Raw genomic sequence first — 21715 nt, 5'->3', positions numbered from 1 at the left:
GCGGAGTGTCAGTACCGCCGAACTGGGGATGGCTGGATGAGATGCCGGATGAATGGGATCCTCCAGCGGAGCTGTTGGCCCCATCAAACTCCATCGAAAATAATCTAGCTATCAAGATCCTTTCGTCCGAACTTGTCGGAGCTAAGATCTCAGAATGGACAGGCCGCTTCATCGTGGAGCAATCGCTCCTTTCGGCTTGGCTTCACGAAGCCAAGCAGGGCGATGCGGAGATGGCTGTGCGCCTTTCAGGGGAAGCGCTTGAGCAGACACGTCTCGTCTTTGAGGCGTGGAAGCCGCTTGAAACGCTTTTGTCTCCGCACGGTGCGCGCCCTGACGGTCGTAATGAGGTTCGGGAGCAGGCTGCCAGATTGGTGGCCACACTTCGGCGGTCTGTTGATGCACTGAGAGCCATGCGTGGTCTTACCTCTTGAATTTCGGCAAACGAGCTGGAGGCGCTGGCAGGGATCGCCGTTTGATGGCTTGACGGCAGTCGTGACGGCAACGCTGGTGGCGCTGCACAGGCCTGGGGTCACGGGACGTGGACCGCACCCAGGCGTCTGAGTCGGACGAGCAACCACACCTGCTGCCCAACCAACGGTCCTGGCCTACCGCCGGGGCCGTTGGCGCGTCCAAACTTTCTTTACGTCTTCAAGGCGACCCGCTGACGCGGGTCGCGCGCGGCACGGCCGCTCACCCGGCCCGCTCTCGGCTCCGCCACCGCAGGCCGGCCAGCGACCAGGCCGCGCAAAGACAGCGCAGCGGATGACCAGAAGCGCGAGCAAGTCCGGACGTTCCCGCACGTCGAGGCCAGGCCGACGATGAGGCAGCGACAGGGCATTGGGCGGTGCGCAGCTCACGGGTGGGGCCGGTCGGCTCCGTGGGCTTTACCCACCTGTTCGGCTCGGGGCCCGCGTCGGGCAAGGCCAGGGGGCCACTCGTTCAAATTCCGGCAGGCCCAAAACCTGCCCGAGTTGCCGGTCAGCGTATGGCCCCCTGACCATGCCCGACCCCAACCCGAACAGGACACCGGCCAAAGCCCACTCCGCCGCCCTCACGCGCGTAGCCGTCTGACGGCAACGCCGACGGCAACAGGGGCGCACAACACGGCACTTCCACGCACACCCACGGACTGGCCGAATTCCGCTGACCTGCGAAAACACAGCTGACAGCACCTCAGCACGCACACGTACTATGCGCTGGCGGGGGCTACGCCGGTACTGGTTCACAATTGTGGGGATGTCGACGAGCCGGTAAAGCTGTACCGATCCCCTCAGAAGGGAAATCGCGATTCAGAGGTGGGCGGACTGAATGCGGAAAATCACCGAGCGACCGACTTGAACGGACGCAACTTCGCCTACCTGGGAAATTCTCACTCAGTGGTTCGGCAGTATGCTGGCCAAGGCGTGTATGAGGATGGGTGCCACGTGTTCACGATGAAGCCCGGATTCTTGGATGAATTCCATCCGAGCGTCTATCGTCGATTCCATGACGATGGTGGTGGACTTCAATGGATCATCGAAGACATGGACTTCGATGATTTCAATTCCTTCATCGATCACGGCAAAACTGAATGGGTACCCTGGAAGAAAGGTGTCCACTTCTGATGGAGGGTTCGATGGACGATCATGACCGGATGTGGCAGCTCAGTGGGCTTCGGCAGTTCCAGGTCGTGCGCTGTGTCGTCACGGGACATCGAGGTCGTTTCGGCGTAGAAGTCTCAGTCATTGATCCTGAATCGAACGTTACGGCGTTCATCGATTTCGTCATGCTGAGTGATGATGTGCGGCACTTGACGTCAGCCGAATTGCCTCCAGTAGGCGACCTCCTTGACGCTGTGACGCTAGATTTCATGCCGGGAGGTGAACTGCGCCTTTCGGCTCGCCCGTCTTCCCTTGCGAGGCAACGGGAACGAAATGCGGGGATCTGAAATGCCTGTTCGAAACGATGCCTGCCGGGATGGCGTACTGGCCGGGAAATCGTGAACAGATTTCCTGACGCTGGGCGCCGATAGAGCTAATGGATAGGAAAAACTGCTGGGAAGTGCGTGGAAGCACTCCCCAGCAGTTTCTGTTGTATGGGTATTGGGGCTTTGACGCAGCGGCAACGTCAGCGGACAGGTGTTGCGCAGGGCAGCGGGTTGTCGCCGTCGTGCGTGCGGCCGAGGAGGTCGATGGCGTCCAGCTGGAGGCGGAGCCGGACGTGGGCGTAGACGGTGGCGGTGACGCCTATGTGGGCGTGTCCAAGGAGTTCTTTGATCACGACGAGTTCGACGCCTTGCTCCAGGAGGAGCGTCGCGGTGGAGTGCCGTAGGTCGTGGAAGCGGATGCGGCGGAGCCCTGCTCGGTCGAGGAGCACACGGAAGTGGCGATTGAGGTTCGCGGGATCGAATCGGCCCTCCTGCCGGCGTGCTGAAGTGGTGGAGAAGTGGCCTCGGAAGCCGAGCATGTGTGCCCACTTCCAGAGCTTGAGGCCCGCGAACTCCGGGAGCTTGCCCAGCTCCCAGCAGGTGCGGATCATCTGCCGCGCGTGACGGGCGACCGCGAGTCGGGGCAGGGGCCGGGCCTGTCCGGTGCCGTTGCAGGCGGTGCATGGGAGCGGGGTTCCGTGGGGCAGGAGGGTTACGCCGCGTCCCTGGCAGGGGCGGCAGAACAGGGCCCGGTCGAGGGTGCCGGAGGCGTCGGCGGACTTCGTGGCGTACTTGGCCACATAGGAGGCGACGGCCTGGTCGGTCAGTTCGGCGTCGGTGCCGAAGGCGGCGATCTCGCGTACGTCGAGCTGTTCGCCCCAGGCGAGTTCGCGTTCCCCGATCGCGTCCGACACGACGGTTACACGGACGCGGGCGGCAGCGGCCCGGATGGCATCGGCGAGCAGGGTGATAGTGACGGACGGAGGTGGGGGCTGTGTGCTGCCGTTGGGGCCGTCGAGCCGGATGACGGCGTGGAAGTGGGCCAGGCCGCGTTTCTGGTACTCGGCGACCTTGGTGAAGCAGACCCGCAGGATGGCGCGGGCGGCCATCTGGGTGAGGCCGAGTCGGGCTGCGATCTCGCGGCGCAGGTAGATCGTGAAGCGGGCCCACAGCGCTGAGGCGTGGGCGCTGAACAGGACCGCGCCCGCATAGTCGTAGGTCGTGGGGTCAGCGGGGAGGAGTTGGACCGGACCGTCGAAGGCATTGCCGGGCCGGCACCGAAGCCCCCCACCGGTGGTGACCGCTGATGACGGGCTTCGGCGGACTGGTCGCTGAGGGCATGGACAAGCTCGGCCATGGCGTGGACGCTGCCAAGAAGGCCATCGGCCACGGCGTCGATGTGGCGACCGACGGGATCGGAGCCGGCCTGGACTACGTGGGTGCACACGACTGGGTGGACAAGGTCGAGGATTTCGGCGACGACATCGCCCATGACCTGGGAGTCATGCCCGAGAAGCAGCTCGGCCAGACCCAGCAGGCCGCTGAGCTGTCACACGGCAAGCCTGCCGCGATCTGGGATTCGGTGGCCCATCTCCAGGACTTCAGACTGCCTTCAACCGGGTCGGACAGGGGATGAAAGCCCTCGACTCCGGCCACTGGAAAGGAGCCGCGGCCGACGCGTTCCGGGCGAAGTTCGCGATGCACCCCAATGACTGGTTCCGCGCCGCCTACGCATGCGAGAGCGCGGGGAGCGCGCTCAACGGCTACGCGGAGACACTGCTGTGGGCGCAGAACCAAGCGCAAGCAGCCATCGACCTCTACCGAGAGGGCAGCGGTCTCAACCCTGCCGACCCCTACAACCTGACCCACCCCGCCGAGTACCAGCAGCACCTCAGCATGACTCTCGCAGGCCTCGTATCCACGGCCGCCCGCCCGGAACGCATCCCCACAGGCATCATCGAAAGCTTCAGGGGCGATTTCAGCGAAGGCGTCGGCCGCCTGCTTCCCGAATTCTTTGGTACCAAGGGAATGCTGGGTGGAGCCCGCACGGGCATGCGTATGGGTGAGGAGGCTGCGGGGAGCGCCGGACGCAGGGAAGCGTCGGCGGCCGCGAAGGCTGAGGGAGAGGCGGCAGCCCACAGCGGAAGCGGGCCGAAGCGAGCAGGCGACCTGTCGCAGGGAGACTCGGATCCTGCTCGTCCCCATGGGGACCGCCCGCATCTGATGCGTCAGGACGGTGACTTCAGTGCTGAGCCTGCCGTTCAGCCGTCGGCGTCCGGCGAAGGCGGATCGGTTTCGGCGGCGAGGGTGACTTGGGCGGTCCATGACCAGGGTTCTTCGGGCGGATCCCAGCTCACCTCGACGTCGGTGTCGTGGAAGTCGCGCGCGAGTTCCACCACCATCACCGCCGCCGCAGCCCGCGCGTCTTGTGGGTCGGTGTTGATCGGCACGTCCAGGCGCCCGCAGAGCATTCCACCTTCCGCGGTGAGGACGCTGGTGCGCCAGCCCTCCGGCGTCGCCAACAGAACGATCCCCTTCGGAACGCCCCAGTCGGGCCGCTTCTTCCTCTCCTTCTTGCGTCGCACCATGCCCCTATCCAACATCGTCGAGTACACGGCGATGAGCCCGGGTGAGGGGTGGATGTCACGGTTGGGCTTTCTCTGTCGGTGACGTTGAGGCGCCGAAGGCGTGGGGAAACTCCCGCAGGTAAGCCTCGTCGAGCTGCTCGTCCGGCAGGCTGAGGAAGCGGGCAATCGCCTTGTCCCGCGAGGCGAAGACGGCACAGACGCAAATGGCGGCGCCGAGGACGAGCAGGGCCCACTGCTCACCGGAGGCGCGGGAGATCAAGCCGCTGCTCACGGAACCGAGGGGCATCACGATGCCCGACAGGAAGGACGCCGCAGCGACCATGCGGTTCCGGAAGGCCGACGGAGTGGCCAGCAGGCGGACGGTGCCGGTGTTGATGGTCACCATGCACAGGCCCGCCCCGGACAGCGCCAGCAGAACGGAGCCGCCCGCCGTGAACGCCACGGGCATGCTCGGACCGGTGACGCTGAAGAGCAGACCCGTACCCACGAAGCCGGCTCCGAGTGCGGCGAATCCTGCCGGCACCGTACGACGGCGCCCCAGCAGCGCGTTGCTCTTGAGGGCCAGGACGGCACTGCCCAGGATCATTCCCACTGCGAACGCCGACTCGACGATGCTCAGCACCCAGGTCCGGTCAGGGTAGTGGGCTGCGACCAGGACCGGGATGACGACCGCGAACACGGGGAAGAGCGCGAAGTCGACGACCATGGTCAGCATCGCCAGCCGCCATTCGGGCACGACCCGGCGGATGGCCACGAACCCCGCCTTGGCCTCGCTCGCCCAAACCGAGAAGCCGCTGTCCCGTGCGCCGTCATCGTGAGGCTCGCTTTCCGGTACCCGTAGCGCCGCAACCAGGACAGCGCATACGGCCACCACTGCGCACGCGGCACCGAGTACGGCCGAATACCCCAGCGGTCCGATCAGCATGCCGGCGACGACGGGTCCGGTGAAGGAAGACAACGACATCATGGCGCTGCGGACCCGCACCGCGCCGGCCACCGAAGAGGTGTCCATCAAGCTGCGGATCGTGGACATCAGGAGCGGCTCGCGCACACCCAGGCTGATGCCCAGCAGACTCACGCCGATGAGTACGACCCACAGGTGGTAGACGCCGGCGAAAGCCATGGCCGTGAGAACGCCGCTCACGCCGGCGGACACGAGGAAGCAGCAAAGGATGACCGTCTGCGGCTTGAACCGGTCACCGACCCAGCCCAGGGCCCCCCGGGACAGTACGTCTGCGGCGACGCCAAGGCCCAATACGATGCCCAGCAGGGCATCGTTGCCGGTCTGGTCCAGGACCCACCATGCAACGGCGATCTCCAGGCAGCGCGTCGCCATGCTGCCGAAGAAGCCCGTGGCCTGGAGCAGGGCGAAGTCCCGGACGCCGGTACGGGTTGCTTCGGCTGCGCCGCTCTCGATGGTGCGCTGTTCTGCCGTCAACGCCCGGCCCCCGCGGTGGCTGCGGCTGCCTGGGCCGGCTCGTGGTGCCCGCGGGTGAGCGACTTCTGCATGAGTTCAACGATGAGCGTCTCGCGCACGGTCTCCTCGTCCTTGAAGGCCCCCGGCCCCAGGTGGATGGTCTGCGGGATGAGGACCGAGGTGGGGTCGGCGCTGCGCCGCACCACGGCCACGTCAGCCGTCAGCAAAGTCTTCGGGTCGCGCGCCGTGTCGTCCACGAACGGCACGCCGCCGATTTCGTTCATCAGGTCGTCGGGGTTCATACCTGTGGTTCCTTGAGGTCCATGGCTTGCCGGTCAGGAATGGTTCGAGGCCGTGTGTCATCTCGGTGCGCCGCTCGGCGTGACGGGACGTGGCCTCTGGTGGTCTTCAGGGTTCGGCATGGCCGCGCGGCGCGCGAAGCGATTCATGTCACCGTGGCTGGAATTGGTTGATCTTCGAAGCCGTCCCTGAGGCTGCGGAGCAGCAACAGCGGATGATGCCGCCCGTCCTGAACAGACCGGGAACCGGCCGGCCCACGGCCCGCGCACGCGGCTCAACCGACCGCCCCACCACGACAGCAGCGTCCGACGGCCACCGCACGCGGTGGCCGTCGGACACCGAGGGGCAGGAGGCGTGAGAGGAGCCGGGCGTGCACCCGGCCACGACGCGACCGGGTGGCGCGGGTTACGCCGCCTGCTTCTCGGCGGGCCGGGCCGGCCCGACGGACGTCTGCAGCGGGGCCTCCTCGATGAAGAGGCAGAGCAGGAAGGCGAGGAGTGCGGTAGGGGCGGCGTAGAGGAAGACGTCGGCGATGCCGTGGCCGTAGGCGCTCTCCAGCCAGGTGCGGACCGGGGCGGGCAGCAGGTGCATGTCGGGCAGCGAGCCGCTGCCGGTCGCCCGGGCGGCCGCGGCCCGTGCCTCGGGGGACAGGCCGTCGATGGTGTCGGCGGCGTAGTGGGCGATGCGGCCGGCCATCAGGGAGCCGAGGACGCCGATGCCGACCGCTCCGCCGAGGGAGCGGAAGAAGGTGATCACGGAGGAGGCGGCGCCGAGGTCGGCGGGGCCGACCTGGTTCTGGGCGGACAGGACGAGGTTCTGCATCATCATGCCGACGCCGATCCCCAGGAGCGCCATGTAGACGGCCAGTTCCCAGTAGGGGGTGTCGTAGCGCATCAGGCCGAGCAGGGTCAGGCCCGCGGTGAGGAAGACGCCGCCGGAGACGAGCCAGCCCTTCCAGCGTCCGGTGGCGGTGATGAACCGGCCGGAGAGCGTGGAGGACACGAACGTACCGGCGATCATCGGGATGGTCATGACGCCCGACATGGTCGGCGACTCGTTGCGGGCGAGCTGGAAGTACTGGGAGAAGAAGACCGTGCCGCAGAACATGCCGACGCCGACGAACAGCGAGGCGAGCGAGGCGAGGGTGATCGTGCGGTTGCGGAACAGGCGGAGCGGGATGATCGGTTCGGCGGCCCGGGTCTCGGTGAGGACGAACAGCAGGGCGAGCAGGACGGTGCCGCCGACCATGGTGTAGGTCTGCCAGGACAGCCACTCGTACGTGCGGTCGGCGAAGGTCACCCAGATCAGCAGCAGCGAGGCGGCCGCGGTGATGAGGAACGCGCCGGTCCAGTCGACCTTGACCTTCCGCTTGGCGAGGGGCAGGTGGAGCGTCTTCTGCAGGACGGCCAGTGCGATCAGCGCGAAGGGGATGCCGACGAAGAGGCAGTATCGCCAGCCGAGCCAGTCGCTGTCGGTGATCACGCCGCCGAGGAGCGGGCCGGCGGCGGTGGCGACGGCGACGGTGGCGCCGGTGTAGCCGGAGTAGCGGCCGCGCTCACGCGGGGAGATCATCGCGGCCGTGATCACCTGGACCAGGGCGGTGAGACCTCCCGCGCCCAGGCCCTGCACCACACGGGCGCTGATCAGCGTGGCCGGGTTCTGCGCCAGACCGGCGATGACGGAGCCGACGATGTAGATGACCAGGGACATCTGGACGAGTGCCTTCTTGCTCACCAGGTCGGAGAGCTTGCCCCAGATCGGGACGGAGGCGGTCAGGGAGAGCAGCGCCGCCGTGACGACCCAGGTGAATGCGGACTGGCCGCCGCCGAGGTCCTTGATGACCGCCGGCAGTGCGTTGGCCACGATCGTCGAAGAGAGGAGCGCGGCGAACAGGCCCACCAGCAGGCCCGAGAGCGCCTTCATGATCTGCCGATGCGTCATGGGCGCCTGCCCGTGGCCGCCTCCGTGCTCGGGCGCGCCCTTGGGCTTCGCGTGGGCCCGCGCACCGGTCGGTGTGATCGTTGCCATGGTCTTCCTTCTTCAACGTCTCGGATTCGCCTGAAGCACACATCCGCGCTTCTTCGTGCAGGGCGTGCCGTGCTCGCCCGGCCCTCCGATCGACCGCCAGTACGGCGCCTCGTTCGGCATGACCGAGATTCCGACGGGACGCCGTCCACTTTCCAGAGCAAATGAGGACGACTGCCGCTCACTCATGTCCGCTCGTGTTCATTCCGGACGGGGATCTCCTGCGAGCTGAGATCAGCGATGTCGTCGTGTGGAGCACGGTGAGCGCCGACTCGACGTCTCGCCGAGCGCACCGTCGACCGGCGCAAGGGATCCGCGCGGCCGCCACCCCTCCGGGACCCTCACCCTTCGCCACTGCCGATCGGCGGCGGGCGCGAGTGGACAGGAGTGGACGGTCCTCGTCCCGGTTGGCGCTGGAAAGTGAGCAGCTCCCCGGCGGAGTGTTGGCCACATCGAACGACGCACCGTGAAGGGGTCGGTCGAAGGAATGCCCCGAGCACGGCCGGTACGGCCGAAGAGGCGTGAACGCCTCGGATGAATGCTCGCCCAACACATTTTTCCAGGTGGGCGCCGCTCCGCAGCGGTGAACACCGGACGAACCCGCCCCCGTGCGTGACCCGCTTCGCTCACGCCGCACTCTTCAGAAGGTCCCCCCGTGAATCACTCCTCCTCCGAGTCACCGACCGAAATCGTGGCGCGGCTGCGTGCCGCCTTCCGCACCGGCCGTACCAAGTCCCTCGAATGGCGCACGGCACAGTTGCGCGGGCTGCGGGACATGCTCACCGAGGGCGGCGCGGATCTGGCCGCGGCGCTCCACGCCGACCTCGGCAAGCCTTCCGGCGAGGCGTACCGCACGGAGATCGATTTCACGATCCGGGAGATCGACCACACGCTCGACCACCTTCAGGCGTGGCTGGCTCCCGAGGCCGTGGCGGTCCCGCCGGTGCTGGGGCCGGACGCATCGGCCTGGACGCAGTACGACCCGCTGGGGGTCGTACTGATCATCGCCCCGTGGAACTATCCGGCCGGGCTGCTGCTCGCCCCGATGGTCGGCGCGCTGGCTTCCGGGAACACGGTCGTGGCCAAACCGAGCGAGCTGGCTCCGGCCACTTCCGCAGCGCTGGCCAGGCTGCTGCCGGCCTACCTCGACACCGGAGCCGTGGCCGTCGTCGAGGGGGGAATCCCCGAGACCACGGCACTCCTGGCCGAGCGCTTCGACCACATCTTCTACACCGGCAACGGCCTGGTCGGCCGGATCGTCATGCGGGCCGCCGCCGAACACCTCACCCCCGTCACCCTGGAACTGGGCGGCAAGTCCCCGGTCTTCGTCGACCGCGGCACCGATCTCGAGGTGGTCGCGGAACGGCTGGCCCGCGGCAAGTTCCTGAACGCCGGTCAGACCTGCATCGCTCCGGACTACGTACTGACCGACCCGCAGACCGCCGCCGCCCTCGAACCCGCCCTCACCCGAGCCATCGAGGACCTGTACGGCACCGATCCCGCGACGTCCGCGGAGTACGGGCGGATCGTCAACGAGCGCCACTTCGACCGTCTCACCGGCCTGCTCGGCTCCGGCCGCGTGGTGGTGGGGGGAGGCAGCGACCGGACGAGCAAGTTCATCGCCCCGACCGTCCTGGCCGACGTCGACCCCACCTCCCCGGTCATGCAGGAGGAGATCTTCGGCCCCATCCTGCCGATGGTCACCGTGACCGGCCTCGACGAGGCGATCGACTTCGTCAACGACCGCGACAAGCCGCTCGCCCTGTACGTGTTCACCGAGTCCGACGACACCCGGCGCCGCATCGCCGCCGAAACCTCCTCCGGCGGCCTCGGCTACGGCCTGCCCGTCGCCCACGTCATGGTCTTGGACCTGCCGTTCGGCGGCGTCGGGGAGAGCGGTACGGGCAGCTACCACGGCCACCACTCCATCGAGACCTTCAGCCACCGCAAGGCCGTACTCGCAAAGCCGCTGGCCTGAGAGGGCCTCAAGCCCGAAGCGACCGACGTCGCCAGGCGCAGCGAACGGGAGCGCGGACACCGCACCGCGCGCGTCCGTGCGCCCCCGCCGGCGGCGGCGGGAAAACCGCGCATGACATCAGACGAAGGAGAATCGAATGAAGATCGAGGCCGCGGTGCTGCGCGGGGCGAGTGCCCCCTACGCGATCGAGCCGGTCGAGCTGGCACCTCCCGGCCCCGGCCAGGTGCTCGTACGGATCGTGGGAGCGGGATTCTGCCACACCGACATGATGCCGAGAACGCCCGGGTTCATGGCCCAGCCGCCCATCATCACCGGACACGAAGGCGCCGGGATCGTGGAGGAAGTGGGCCCCGGCGTCACCGGCATCGCCCCCGGCGCTCACGTCGTGCTCTCCTTCGACTCCTGCGGTGCGTGCCGGAACTGCCTTGGCGGACAACCGGCTTACTGCGAGGACTTCTTCCGCCGCAACCTCACCGGCTCCGGCCCCGACGGTGCCGGCCCGGCCACCGACCGCCACGGGCACCCCGTGGCGGCCCGCTGGTTCGGTCAGTCGTCGTTCGCGACCCATGCACTGGCCACCGTCCGCAGCATCGTCGAGGTGGACAAGGACCTGCCGCTGGAACTGCTCGGCCCGCTGGGCTGCGGGATCCAGACGGGCGCCGGCTCGGTCCTCCTCTCCCTGCGGGCCGGGGCAGGATCCAGCATCGTCGTCTTCGGGGCAGGCGGGGTGGGCCTGTCCGCGATCATGGCCGCCCGGGTCGCCGGGGCCGCCACGATCGTGGCAGTGGACCTGCACGAGAGCCGGCTGTCCCTGGCCCGTGAACTCGGGGCCACCGCCACGGTGCACGGCGGCGACGACGACATCGTGGCGCAGCTGCGCAAACTCACCCGGGGAGGGCCCCAGTACGCCCTGGACACCACCGGTGTCCCCGACGTCATCAACACGGCCGTCGAAGCCCTGAGACCCACGGGCACCGTCGGCTTGATCGGCGTCCCGTCACGGCCTCTGACCCTTCCCCCCGCCGCCCTGGCACAGGGCAAGAACGTGAGGGGGATCCTGGAGGGTGACGCCGTGCCCCAGCTCTTCATCCCGCAACTGCTGGAGCTGTGGCAGCAGGGCCGCTTCCCCTTCGACCGGCTCGTGCGGACCTATCCGCTCAGCGCGATCAACGACGCCGAACGGGACTCGGCGGCGGGCACCGCCATCAAGCCCGTGCTGCTGCCGGGCAGCTGAGCAGGGGGGCAGGACCGCGCGGGCGGAGCGTCGCGCGCGAACGCGAGCCCCGGAGTCCGCCTGAGCCCGTCTCGAGCGGGACTCCGTCGCCTCCCGAGCCGTCTGGAGGAGTCTTTCAGGCATACGGGCCGAGCGGACGTCGAGTCCCCGGCGAGCAGATTTCAGGAGTTCCTCTGACCTGAGGGTCTCCTGACCCACGAGGAGGTGAATGCCACATGGAGAACAAGGACCTTCAGACCGAGACCGCCGAGCAGGCGGAGATCGCGTTCGACGAGATCCCGGACAGCTACCTGTCCGAGTCCTCGCAGCTCATGCAGGGTGACTGACAACCCCACCGCGGCACCACAGGGTGGCGCGACTCCCGTCGCGCCACCCGGTCCGCCAGCCGCCATCACGCCAGGAGAAGCATGACCGCCACAGCCCCCCTCGCCGACACCGAGATCCTCTTCGGGGCCCACCCCGACCGCGCACGGGCCGCTCGCCTCCGGCGGAGCATCAACGGTGTCCTCGCGAAAGACCTCCGCGTCTACGTGGACTCCGCTGCGCGGCGGCTGCCCAACAGCGCCGCGGCCGCTGCGGCCGCCCTCGAGGGCCTCGACGTCACCCGCAAGCTCAACCCCCTGCTGTTCACGCTCCACTGGCAGCTCAACGAGGGACTCCGTACGCAGCAGCCCGGAGCCGTCTCCGCCGCCCTCGGCCGCCTGGCACGTCTGGGGACCGACGGCGAGGTGTACGGCGACGGGTTCCGGGTCGAGACGATGGACTGGGACGTCATCGACGCGGAGGCCGCGGGCTTCTTCACCGGCAAGGACGGCCCCCGTTCGGAACGCGGAGGGCTCGTCGAGATCGCTCCGGTCACTCCGGCGGAGCTCGGCACCGGCAAGATCTGGGTCTCCCAGGCGCTGGAAGCGCTGCGCGAGCTTGACCCGGAGCTCCACGAGGAGTTCTACGAACTGGTCTCCCGGCTGCGCCTCGTCCACGGCAGCGTGATCCGAGGAGCCACCAGCTCGCGTTGCTGGGGCCTGAACTACCTGCGGGTCCCCGACCCGGGCGCGGAGTCGGCAGAGCCGGTCAACTACTTCCTGGACCACCTGGTCCACGAGTCGGGCCACCTGATGCTGCACGCCCTCATGAGCGCGGACCCGCTGTTGAAGAACCCCTTCGAAGCCCGCCACTCGGCCCCGATCCGCAGGGACGCCCGCCCCCTCTACGGCGTCTTCCACGCGACGTTCGTACTGAGCCGCATCTCGCGCGTCCTGTCCCGCCACGCCGCCGCCGACCCGCGCCCCGTCACCCGGGCCCTGCGGGACGAGTCCGTGCAGCGCTTCCGCAAGGGCTACGAGACGATCCTCGAGCACGCCGACCTGACCGACGCGGGCCGCATGGTCCTCGCCTCGTGTCACGAACTGGTCGAAGCCGAGCTCTGAGGCGACCTCGCTCCAGCACGACGAAACCCACCACCGGAGTTCTCACGTGACCATCGTCGAACCCACCGCGGACCTCTCCTTCCACGCGCGACCCCAGGCGAGCAGAACGCCGGCGCTGCGGTCCCGCATCAACGCGACGCTGGTCCGTGACCTCCGGCAGTACACCACCGTGGCATCGACGTTGCTGCCGCGGACATCCGAGGCGGCCGCCCGGACCCTGCGCCACATCAGCACCGAGAGCAGACTCAACCCGCAGCTGTTCACGCTGCACTGGGGGTTGGGACGGGCTCTTCGCGCGCAGGACCCGGGCGGCGTCCTCACGGCCCTGGGCCGGATCTCCCGGATGGGGGACGCGGGAGATTTTCACCGACCCGACTTGACCGTCGACACCGTCTCCTGGGACCTGGCCGACGCCGAGGTGTCGAGCTTCCTGCTGGGCAAGGACGGACCCCGGTCCCGGAGCGGGGAGGTGGTCGAGATCACCGCGGTCTCCGACGCCCGTCTGACCGAGGGACGCAGGCGGATCGGGGAGAGCCTCGAGATACTGCACGAGCTCGACCCGGACATGCACGCGGAGTTCGCCGACCTGGTCGCCGGCGTACGTCTGTTCGACCGGTCCACGCTCACCGGTTCCACCACGACCGGCATCTCCAGCCTCCGTTACTGGGGGCAGATGTACCTGCGCCACCCCGACGCCGAGGAGGAGGCCGACCCGACGCTCTTCTTCCTCGAGCACCTGGTCCACGAGTCCTCGCACATCCTGCTGCACGCCATCATGGGCATCGACCCCTTGCTGACGAACGGCTTCAGCGCCCGCTACCAGGCTCCGATCCGCAATGACCGCCGCCCCCTGTACGGGATCTACCACGCCATGTTCGTCCTGAGCCGGATCCACCGCGTCCTGGCCCGGTACGCGGACGCCACGGGCGCGCCGGGCGCGCGGGCGGCCCGCGACGTGGCCCTGAAGAGGTTCGGCATGGGCTACAGCACCGTCATGGAGCACGCCGACCTCACCCCCGCCGGCCACAGCGTGGCCGCCTCCTGCAAGGAGATCGTTGCTGCGTAGCGCTGAGGACCTCCGCAGGCTACCGGTCAGGCGGCACGAACACGCCCCGGCCTGTGCCCCGGAGTTCCTCAGCGTCTCCAGCGGACTGGGATTCTCCATCGGCGGGCAGCGGCACGCCGCGCTCGGGTTCGGGTGCTCGCGCAGCCCCGAACGCAGTCGTGACTCCGCGCTGTGGGAAACGTACGAGCGCCTGCTGATGGTCGCGGAGATCTCGGGCAGCCTCGGCCGACCGGTCCACGGCACGACGCGGAGCGGCGCCACCACCGGCAGCCGGCCGTTCGAGGACATCGTGCCGCGCCCCTGGCACAGCACCTATCGTCCGGGTCTGGACGCCACCGGTCTTGCGGTGCACGCCACCACCCCGGCCGCACGGCTCGCCGCCGAACGAGAGCTCCTGGAGCGGAGCCTGCTCGCGACCGTCTGGTACGGCACCGAACCGCTCCCCAGCGAGATCACCGACCACTCCTGTGTGACCAGGGGCCGCATGCGGACGTACACGTTCGGTTGCCGGCTCGGGTTCTTCTCGCTCGCGGCCTGGCACGACCCGGACAGCGAGATCTTCGTCATCGGCTCCGCGGTGCGGGAAAGCCGGGAACAGGCCGTCGAGCACGCACTGAGCGAGGCGGTCATGGTGTACGACGGCGTGTGGGAAGGCAGAACCCCTCGCTACCACACCTCGCTCTCGCGGGGCCGGTACGAGTCCCTGCGGGGCGACCTGCACCTGCCCCGTGCCCGCCACCTCGCCGCCCGACTGGTGGGTGGTGGTCGGCCCAGCGCCGACGGCGAGCCGCTCGGCGAGGAGATCACGCTCTATCAGCTCGTCGAATGGGAAGGCGTGTCCCTCGTCAGGGCTGTCGCCCCCGAAGGCGCCAACACCCTCAAGGCCCGCCGGAGACAGGGTCGAGCCGTACCTCCGGATCCGTTCACCTGACATCCGGACCACTAGGCTTCCGCACCCACGATCCGCACTTCCCAGGAGTCGAGCATGGCCGACACGCAATTCCCTCCCGCGCCACCCATCGAACTGGGCCTCGATCGACGCGAACGCGGAGACCAGTTCGAGACGCTTTCCCACGTCTATTCCGTCGGACGCCCCTCCTACCCGACGGAATTCCTGCACTCGCTCGTCACCCCGGTGGCGCCGGACGCGCACGTGCTCGAGGTAGGAGCCGGAACGGGCCAGGCCACCGGCCTTCTGCTGGACCTGTTCAGCCGCGTGACCGCGATCGAGCCCGGCAGCAACCTGTGCCGCCAGGCCCAGGACAGGATGGCCGGCCACCCGAACGTCGACGTCCACGAGTCGTATTTCGAGGACTGGCACACGGGTACCTACGACTGCGTCTTCTCGGCGTCCGCATTCCACTGGACCGATCCCACCCGGTCCTATTCCTTGGCCCGGAAGCTGCTCAAGCCCGCCGGGAAGCTGGTCTTCGTCACCTATTCCGAACTCATCGGCGACGACGAGTGGGAACGGCGCTGCGCCGACATCCGAACCCTGTTCACCCGACACGCCCCCCACCACAAGGGACCGCGCTTCGGCACCCGGACGGCCGAGGAGCTCTTCGAGGGTCTGCAAGCCCACCCGGACTCGATCGGCCGTGCCCTCGAGTACGTGGAGTTCGGCAAGCCCCTGGAAGCCGACCTCGTCCCGGTCGAGGACATGTTCGGGCCCGTGACCGTGGCGGGTGAGGTCCAGAACCGCCAGTACGACGCGGACGGCTTCGTTGCGGCGCTGGAGTCCTACGGGGCCTTCCGGCGCATGGACGACCGCGCGCGCAGCGCACTGAGGGAGGCCGTGCGCGACTACGTTCTGACCGAGTGCCACAACCGCATCACCCGGCCCTTCGCCCTGATCGGACTCACCGCCACCCGCACGCCCTGACGGGTCGAGCCCGCTGATCCGCCGAATGCCCAGGAGCGCCGGTGCCCACACCAGTTCCCCCGCGCACCTACCGCGCGACACTCTCAGGCGTAGCGGTCAACGCCTTCGGCAACGGGCTGATGACGCCCTACGTCATCAGCTGGCTGGCCGCGCTTCCGCACGGATCCACGCGGGTGGCCGGCATCCTCTTCGGCGCGACGGGGGCCGGGCAACTCATCGCGACCCTGTACGCCGGTCGCCTGCTCACGCTGGTCCCTCCTCGCAAGGTGCTGGCCGGCGCGCTCTCCCTGTCGGCCTTGGCGGCCCTTCTCCTCACGCTTGCGGGCAGCCTTCCCGCCGCCGCCGTCCTGCTCTTCCTCCTGGGGTCGGCCCAGGGAATCGCCTCGGCCGCGCAAGCCGCGGTCCTGGGTTCCCTCACCCTCGCCGGCGGGCGAGAGGACCGGGTCTGGTCCCATCTGCAGGTCGTCCTCAACCTGGGCCAGGGACTCGGCTTCCTCGCCGGGGGCTACATGGTCACCGGGAACCTCGCCGACACCATGCGCCCCGTCTTCCTCGTCAACGCCGCCACGTTCGCCCTCTTCGCCGCGGTCGTGTACGTGGTGCTGCCGCGCCACAGCCCTGCCGCCCCCGGCACGCGCGAGGACGCCACGGGCTCCTACCGGGAAGTGCTGCGTCAGCCTCACCCCCGCCGGCTCCTCATCGCCGACGGCATCTACTTCACGTTCGGCATCGGGTTCCTTCTCCTGCTGCCGCTCCTCGCGAGCGAGGCGAAGCTGCTGTCCCTGCGGCAGGTCGCGGTACTCCTGGCGGCCAATACGGTGATCATCATCTGTCTGCAGCTGCCCGTCTCCCGCGTCGCCGGGAGGTTGAACCGCCCGACGGCCGTGCGAATCTTCTTCCTCGGGGCTTCGGCGGCCTGGCTCCTCCTGGTGGTGGGCCTCCAGCTCGGCAGCCGCACGGCCGCTCTGATCATCGCCTGGGCCGCCGTGTTCCTCTTCTCCCTCACCGAGTGCCTCCACACGGCCTGCCTCGTGCCGCAGCTGCCCGAAGCCGTGTCCGAGACGAATCGACCCCGCATCCTCGCGCTCCACGTCTTCGCCAGCAAGACCGGCCTCATCGCGGGACCGGCGCTCGGAGGCGTTCTCATGGGGTACGGCGTGGAATGGGCATGGGTATCCGCTGCCTGCCTGCTCACGGTTCCGGCGCTCTTCCCGCCCGGCCGCCGCCCGGCCACGGCGTCGAAGCACCCGTCAGGGGCCGCTGCCCCGGTGAGTGACGAGAGCGTCTCCAGCCCGGCGCGCAGGGCCCCCTCTTCCTCGGGAGAGTGACGCACGACCGGCTAGCCCTGGAGCTGTACCGCATTACGGGATCGACGCAGGGGCAGAGCGCCGCGCGCAACAGTCTGTGCCTCGTCACGTGGTACGTGGGCGACCTGAACGAGGCCCTGCGCCACGGCGGGCAATGCGCGGAGCTCGGCCGCAGTACGGGCTTCCGCACCGGCGAGGCCATCGCCACGGCTCTTCGAGGCCAGGGCGCTGTCCCTGCTGGCCGAGGTCTCCCTGGAGGGCGGCGAGTTCGAGCCCGCCGCACGGCGGGCCGAGCAGGCGGCCGCACGCCTGACCGAGCCCGGCCACCGCCCGTACAGAGCCGACGCCCTGCTGCTCCTGGACCGCGCCCGGCGCGGGGCGGACGCCGAGAAGGAAGCCCGGACGAAAGACGATGCAGGCACCACCAACCCTGCCTACCCCCTCAGGACCGCTAGGGGTGTCTTGTCGATCATTTGTCGAACCAGATGAGGGTGCCGGCGAGAGTGATCGATGGCTCCATGTGCGGGTGGTGGGCCGGCCGGTCGGGATACCGGTCACGCTGTGGCTCTGGGCTACGGTCCGTTCCTGTGAACCGTACTGACCGTTTGTATGCGCTGGTGGAAGAATTGCGTGCGGCTTCGCCCCGCCCGCGGAGCGCCCGGTGGCTGGCCGGGCGATTCGATGTCAGCTCCCGCACCATCGAGCGCGACCTCAACGCCCTGCAGCAATCCGGTGTGCCCATCTACGCCGAGCCCGGCCGCAGCGGTGGATATGTCCTGGACAAGGACCACACCCTGCCACCGTTGGCGATCACCCCGGCGGAAGCGACCGCTCTGGCGGTGGGACTGCACGCACTGTCCGGGACACCGTTCGCAGACGATGCCCGTTCGGCGCTGCGCAAGGTCTTCGCCGTCATCCCCCGACGCGAGCGCCACGCCACGCACGAGCTCGCCGACCGTGTCCGGCTCACTGCCTCCCGACGGCAACCGACCAGCGTCCCCCACACCTTGCGTGAGGCGCTCTCCACTCGACAGGTCCTCCACCTGCACTACACCGACGCGCAGGGCGCCAGTAGCGATCGCATCGTCGAACCCATGGGTTTCCTGGGTGGCGACCACTGGTACCTCATCGGCTGGTGCCGGCTCCGTGCCGCGGTACGCGGCTTCCGTCTCGACCGCATCCAGCAGGCGAACGCCCTGGCGGAGACGGCCCCGCCGCGCCCCGTGGATCTTGCCGCCGTCGACACCCTGGGCTGGGAGTTCGTCCCTCTCGACGAACTTGTAAACACCGACATAGGGCTGTCGCCCAACGCATAGAAGCTGGTGCCCCACGACAACGGAAAGGCACCCCGTGCATCTGAAAACCCAGCCCGCCACCGCCGAAGCCGCCCTGCCCAATCGACAGAGCGGCACGAAGCTGCTGCAGGGGTGGACGGCGCTGTGGAACGGCGATCTCGCCCTCGCGGAGCAGATCATCGACCCCGGCTTCCAGCTGCGCTTCGCAAACACCGTTGAAGGCACCGGCACCGACTCCACCCTCGAACGCAGCACCCTCGTCGCTTTCATCACCGCCCACCGCCAGGCCCTTACCGGACTGACCTACGACCTCGATGGTCCGCCCGTCATCGACGGTGCTCACGGACAGCTCGCATCCCGGTGGACTGCGACCTACATTGACGGCTCAGGCGTACCCGTCACGAAGAGCGGCATTGACATGTTCTCCATCACTGATGGGCGGATCTCCGGCGTGTGGTCGCTCACAGGCGACCGCCGATTCGCCCCATAGCGCCCCCACCCACGTACCGGAAATCGCGAGCCGTCACCTTCTCGGCCGAACCACACGGGTACGAGCCCGAGCACATTCATGCGTACGCCGAAATCGCCGCTGCTTCTTCCTCCGTCCCTCGTATCGCCGCCACTGTCCTTGACATCACCCGCGATGCCGTCAACCTGCGCGGCTGGACGCTGCGCGACGGCAACCGGTACCGCTCGGCCCGGGGTCTGACCACAGGATGCGGGGAGGGACACGGTACTGACGGCCAGGCAGCGCATTGCCGGGTCGGTTTCCGTGCTTCGCCGACGAGTTGGCTGTGACCGTCGGCCCGCTCCGGACCGGCGACCGCAAACCCCCTCTTGCCGCCGACGGGGCGAAGGGGCTACGCCACGTCGTAGCGGCCGTCGCTCTTGCCCGGCCAGACGCATAAGAACCGGGTAAGAATCGAGCGCATGACCGTCGTCGGGGCGGGCAGTCGCCGCTTCGGAGGTTGATAACTATGGTTCCCCTGCTTCTGGTTCTCCTGCTGATCCTTATCCTGTTCGGCGCCGGTTTCGCGGTGAAGATTCTTTGGTGGATCGCGATCGCGGTCCTGGTTCTGTGGCTCATCGGGTTCGTCGCCCGGCCGAAGGGCAGCAGCGGCCGCTGGTACCGCTGGTAGCGCGGCCTGCGTAAATTGCGGTGGCAGGCCATGGTGGGCCGCTCCCCGACCGGGGGAGCGGCCCACCGCCGCGTGCGGGCCCTCCCGCCACACGGATTCCCCGAAGCCGGGGGCGGGGGTGATGGCCGTTGCCCCGGGTATGCGCGGGATCAGCCGGGCGGTCGTCGTGAGGCAGCAGGGGACCTGCTCACCTCCATGATCGGCGGCCGTCCCGGTCGCGTAGGCCCGGACTGACAGGGACCGAAGGGACCGGCCTGAACAAGTCGCCCGTAGCGCACGGCAGGGCAGACGGGTCAGGAGTGGAGGCGAGCCCGCGCCTCCCGGGCCCTGCGGCGCTTCACGGCGCGCCGTTCCTCCTCGGTGAGGCCCCCGCACACGCCCATGTCCATGCCCCCTTCGAGAGCCCACTCCAAGCAGCGCTCCAAGACCGGGCATCGGCGGCACACGGCCTTGGCCTCCTCGATTTGGAGCAGGGCGGGGCCGCTGCTCCCGATGGGGAAGAACAGGTCCGGGGCTTCCTCGCGGCAAGCCGCCTGGTGGCGCCAGTCCATCGTCATGCCTCCGTTCACGTAGTCGGTCGCTCACCCGCGCACCTGACCGGGATCTGCGGCTCTATGCGGCCGACAGGGGCATCAGCTGCACTCTTCACGACGGCCTGCTGCGAAAATGCCGCGCTGACTTCTGTTGGCCATCGGCGTCCGGGGCAGGTTGTGCGCATGTTCAAGCATCGACGTGTACGTACGGCCGTGGTCCTCGTGGTGGCCTGGGGGGTGCTGACGGGAGTCGAGCGATGGGGTGAGTCGGCGGCGTGGCCAAAAGCCGTGCTGCACGGGCTGCTCTGGGCTGCCGTTGTCACCGCAGCCTGGTGGTTCGCCGACTGGACCCGGGCGGGCAGCCCCCGCCGGCGACGCCTTGCGGGAAGCAGCGAGGAGAGGTGAGGCCGGCGCGGGCGGGCACGTAACACCTACGGGGCGGACCTGGACCCCCCGGCTGGCCCGGGCCCGCCCCGACTGGCCTTCTCCCCGGGACCGGTCGGGGCCCTTCGCGCATCGGGTACTCGTGGGTGCTTCAAGGTGAACCTGACGGGTGAACCCGGCTCTGGGTCTTGTTCCTGATGAGGTGGGGGCGGATAGGACCGCCCGGTGATGATCATGGTGCGGGTCGTCGTGGCGGCCACTGCGCTCGCCCTGTCCTTGCCCGCCATGGCGCACGCCGCCGATCAGCCGGCGCCTTCCCGCAGGTCTTGCCGACCCACGGGGGATCCGAAGCGCAGGGCTGCCTCCGGCCGCGCAGCGGACGAGGGTGTGGGGTCTACCGGGGGCGGCACAAGCCTCGGGTGGTGCTTCTGGCACGTTGGAGAAGGGGTGTTGAGGCGGGTCACGTGCTGCGCTGGTCGTGGGTGTCTTGCCGGAGCTGTCGGGTGTGGCGGGTCATGGCGTCGATGTGTTCGGCGAGTGCGGTGTCCTCGGGCCTCAGGTGGGGCCGGGTGTCGGTCAGTGGGCCCACGAGGTGGGCGGCGTCGTTGTCGCCGAGCGCTGCGTTCAGGTCCTCGACGGCACTCCGGGCGCTGGCGGGCAGGCCGGTGAGGGCGGTGACCTGGCCGGCGAGGCGGCGCAGGTCGGCGGCGTTGTCGCGCGCCCAGGCGGTCACGGTCCGATCGGCGGCACGGGAGTCGCGGGTGGCCTGTACGCGCTGCTCGCCGGTGCTCCCTGCCTTGCCGGGGCGCAGGCGCAGGTAGCGGCGTTCGGCGGCCTGGCGGCTGGCGACGCCGAGGGGACCGGCGAGGTCGGCCCAGCTGGCTCCTTGTTCGCGGGCGGTTTCGATCAGGCCGCTCTCCCAAGCGGCGAGCTGTTCGCGGATCTCTCGGAGCATCAGGAGCGCGGTCAGGGCCGGGTGTGGGCCGGCATCCGCCGCGGGCAGCGGGGTTTGCGCGGAGGACTGCTGAGCGTCTCTTACGGACTGGTTGATGGCCTCCAGTGCCGCCGCTGCGGCGGGGAAGGGAACGGGTGTGGCCGACGGGGCGGGTTCGATCACGGGATTCTCCGTCTCTCGTCATCCTCCAGATGACTCTGTGCTTGTCATCGTTTCGATGACATGTTACAACGGATGCACGTTGAAGCGCATTGGCAGTTCCTGCCTGAACCAACTGGA

19 protein-coding genes and 3 pseudogenes are annotated in these 21715 nt (G+C 68.7%); 14 read left to right on the top strand and 8 right to left on the bottom strand.

The window, feature by feature from the left end:
• Nucleotides 1–5: 5 nt before the first annotated feature.
• From ACFY1T_RS21900 to ACFY1T_RS21890, 3 genes are all read left to right on the top strand, one after another.
• A complete protein-coding gene (locus tag ACFY1T_RS21900; protein WP_390789610.1) occupies nt 6–431 on the top strand; it encodes a hypothetical protein in 426 nt (141 codons plus the stop codon).
• 993 nt (nt 432–1424) lie between these two features.
• Nucleotides 1425–1604: a hypothetical protein gene (locus ACFY1T_RS21895; protein ID WP_390789609.1), complete on the top strand. Its 180-nt coding sequence runs from the start codon at nt 1425–1427 to the stop codon at nt 1602–1604.
• 11 nt (nt 1605–1615) lie between these two features.
• Nucleotides 1616–1927, top strand: coding sequence for a hypothetical protein (locus tag ACFY1T_RS21890; RefSeq protein WP_390789608.1), 312 nt, complete (start codon nt 1616–1618; stop codon nt 1925–1927).
• A 179-nt stretch (nt 1928–2106) separates the two neighbouring features.
• On the opposite strand, the pseudogene ACFY1T_RS21885 reads toward ACFY1T_RS21890, so the two are convergent.
• Nucleotides 2107–2388, bottom strand: a pseudogene (locus ACFY1T_RS21885) (tyrosine-type recombinase/integrase); the annotation flags it as partial.
• Nucleotides 2389–2409: 21 nt separating this feature from the next.
• Nucleotides 2410–3351, bottom strand: a pseudogene (locus ACFY1T_RS21880) (replication initiator); the annotation flags it as partial.
• Between ACFY1T_RS21880 and ACFY1T_RS21875 the strand changes: the two are divergent.
• Nucleotides 3246–3691, top strand: a pseudogene (locus ACFY1T_RS21875) (putative T7SS-secreted protein); the annotation flags it as partial. The pseudogenes ACFY1T_RS21880 and ACFY1T_RS21875 overlap by 106 nt on opposite strands.
• Nucleotides 3692–4167: 476 nt before the next feature.
• Here ACFY1T_RS21875 and ACFY1T_RS21870 read toward each other — a convergent pair.
• From ACFY1T_RS21870 to ACFY1T_RS21855, 4 genes are all read right to left on the bottom strand, one after another.
• A complete protein-coding gene (locus ACFY1T_RS21870) occupies nt 4168–4494 on the bottom strand; it encodes a hypothetical protein (protein WP_390789745.1) in 327 nt (108 codons plus the stop codon).
• Nucleotides 4495–4549: 55 nt separating this feature from the next.
• Nucleotides 4550–5932 carry an MFS transporter gene (locus ACFY1T_RS21865; RefSeq protein ID WP_390789607.1) on the bottom strand — a complete coding sequence of 461 codons (1383 nt, stop codon included), beginning with the start codon at nt 5930–5932 and terminating at the stop codon, nt 4550–4552.
• Complete coding sequence (locus ACFY1T_RS21860; protein WP_390789606.1) at nt 5929–6213, bottom strand: hypothetical protein; 285 nt, start codon at nt 6211–6213, stop codon at nt 5929–5931. Before ACFY1T_RS21860 ends, ACFY1T_RS21865 begins: the two co-directional genes overlap by 4 nt.
• Nucleotides 6214–6616: 403 nt before the next feature.
• Nucleotides 6617–8239: an MDR family MFS transporter gene (locus ACFY1T_RS21855; protein ID WP_390789605.1), complete on the bottom strand. Its 1623-nt coding sequence runs from the start codon at nt 8237–8239 to the stop codon at nt 6617–6619.
• Between the two features lie 652 nt (nt 8240–8891).
• Between ACFY1T_RS21855 and ACFY1T_RS21850 the strand changes: the two genes are divergently transcribed.
• The 10 genes from ACFY1T_RS21850 (at nt 8892) to ACFY1T_RS21805 (ending at nt 19564) form a co-directional block, all read left to right on the top strand.
• A complete protein-coding gene (locus tag ACFY1T_RS21850; protein WP_390789604.1) occupies nt 8892–10214 on the top strand; it encodes an aldehyde dehydrogenase family protein in 1323 nt (440 codons plus the stop codon).
• Nucleotides 10215–10350: 136 nt separating this feature from the next.
• On the top strand, nt 10351–11448 hold the full coding sequence (locus ACFY1T_RS21845) for an NAD(P)-dependent alcohol dehydrogenase (RefSeq protein WP_390789603.1): 1098 nt from the start codon (nt 10351–10353) through the stop codon (nt 11446–11448).
• 407 nt (nt 11449–11855) lie between these two features.
• Complete coding sequence (locus ACFY1T_RS21840; protein ID WP_390789602.1) at nt 11856–12875, top strand: aKG-HExxH-type peptide beta-hydroxylase; 1020 nt, start codon at nt 11856–11858, stop codon at nt 12873–12875.
• A 46-nt stretch (nt 12876–12921) separates the two neighbouring features.
• Entirely contained in the window at nt 12922–13941 is a 1020-nt protein-coding gene (locus ACFY1T_RS21835) for an aKG-HExxH-type peptide beta-hydroxylase (protein WP_390789601.1), read from the top strand.
• Nucleotides 13931–14872 (top strand): hypothetical protein, encoded by a 942-nt coding sequence (locus ACFY1T_RS21830; protein ID WP_390789600.1) that lies wholly within the window; start codon nt 13931–13933, stop codon nt 14870–14872. The genes ACFY1T_RS21835 and ACFY1T_RS21830 overlap by 11 nt, the downstream gene beginning before the upstream one ends.
• Before the next feature lie 54 nt (nt 14873–14926).
• Nucleotides 14927–15823 (top strand): class I SAM-dependent methyltransferase, encoded by an 897-nt coding sequence (locus ACFY1T_RS21825; RefSeq protein WP_390789599.1) that lies wholly within the window; start codon nt 14927–14929, stop codon nt 15821–15823.
• Between the two features lie 41 nt (nt 15824–15864).
• A complete protein-coding gene (locus ACFY1T_RS21820; RefSeq protein ID WP_390789598.1) occupies nt 15865–17151 on the top strand; it encodes an MFS transporter in 1287 nt (428 codons plus the stop codon).
• A 566-nt stretch (nt 17152–17717) separates the two neighbouring features.
• Nucleotides 17718–18446 (top strand): helix-turn-helix transcriptional regulator, encoded by a 729-nt coding sequence (locus ACFY1T_RS21815; protein WP_390789597.1) that lies wholly within the window; start codon nt 17718–17720, stop codon nt 18444–18446.
• A 34-nt stretch (nt 18447–18480) separates the two neighbouring features.
• Nucleotides 18481–18915: a hypothetical protein gene (locus tag ACFY1T_RS21810; RefSeq protein WP_390789596.1), complete on the top strand. Its 435-nt coding sequence runs from the start codon at nt 18481–18483 to the stop codon at nt 18913–18915.
• A 487-nt stretch (nt 18916–19402) separates the two neighbouring features.
• Nucleotides 19403–19564: a hydrophobic protein gene (locus ACFY1T_RS21805; RefSeq protein ID WP_134067084.1), complete on the top strand. Its 162-nt coding sequence runs from the start codon at nt 19403–19405 to the stop codon at nt 19562–19564.
• Between the two features lie 293 nt (nt 19565–19857).
• On the opposite strand, the gene ACFY1T_RS21800 is transcribed toward ACFY1T_RS21805, so the two are convergent.
• A complete protein-coding gene (locus ACFY1T_RS21800; protein ID WP_390789741.1) occupies nt 19858–20115 on the bottom strand; it encodes a WhiB family transcriptional regulator in 258 nt (85 codons plus the stop codon).
• Nucleotides 20116–20941: 826 nt separating this feature from the next.
• Entirely contained in the window at nt 20942–21598 is a 657-nt protein-coding gene (locus ACFY1T_RS21795) for an HSP18 transcriptional regulator (RefSeq protein ID WP_390789595.1), read from the bottom strand.
• Nucleotides 21599–21715: the final 117 nt, after the last annotated feature.

Origin of the sequence: Streptomyces sp. NPDC001194 (assembly GCF_042896985.1) — a bacterium.
In the GTDB taxonomy this organism is placed as follows: domain Bacteria; phylum Actinomycetota; class Actinomycetes; order Streptomycetales; family Streptomycetaceae; genus Streptomyces.
This window is presented reverse-complemented; position numbering and strand designations above follow the sequence as displayed.

Coding starts and splice junctions, on each gene's coding strand:
- ACFY1T_RS21890 (WP_390789608.1), top strand. CDS start 1,616: ATGGACGATCATGACCGGATGTGGCAGCTCAGTGGGCTTCGGCAGTTC.
- ACFY1T_RS21870 (WP_390789745.1), bottom strand. CDS start 4,494: ATGGTGCGACGCAAGAAGGAGAGGAAGAAGCGGCCCGACTGGGGCGTT.
- ACFY1T_RS21860 (WP_390789606.1), bottom strand. CDS start 6,213: ATGAACCCCGACGACCTGATGAACGAAATCGGCGGCGTGCCGTTCGTG.
- ACFY1T_RS21855 (WP_390789605.1), bottom strand. CDS start 8,239: ATGGCAACGATCACACCGACCGGTGCGCGGGCCCACGCGAAGCCCAAG.
- ACFY1T_RS21845 (WP_390789603.1), top strand. CDS start 10,351: ATGAAGATCGAGGCCGCGGTGCTGCGCGGGGCGAGTGCCCCCTACGCG.
- ACFY1T_RS21840 (WP_390789602.1), top strand. CDS start 11,856: ATGACCGCCACAGCCCCCCTCGCCGACACCGAGATCCTCTTCGGGGCC.
- ACFY1T_RS21825 (WP_390789599.1), top strand. CDS start 14,927: ATGGCCGACACGCAATTCCCTCCCGCGCCACCCATCGAACTGGGCCTC.
- ACFY1T_RS21805 (WP_134067084.1), top strand. CDS start 19,403: ATGGTTCCCCTGCTTCTGGTTCTCCTGCTGATCCTTATCCTGTTCGGC.
- ACFY1T_RS21800 (WP_390789741.1), bottom strand. CDS start 20,115: ATGGACTGGCGCCACCAGGCGGCTTGCCGCGAGGAAGCCCCGGACCTG.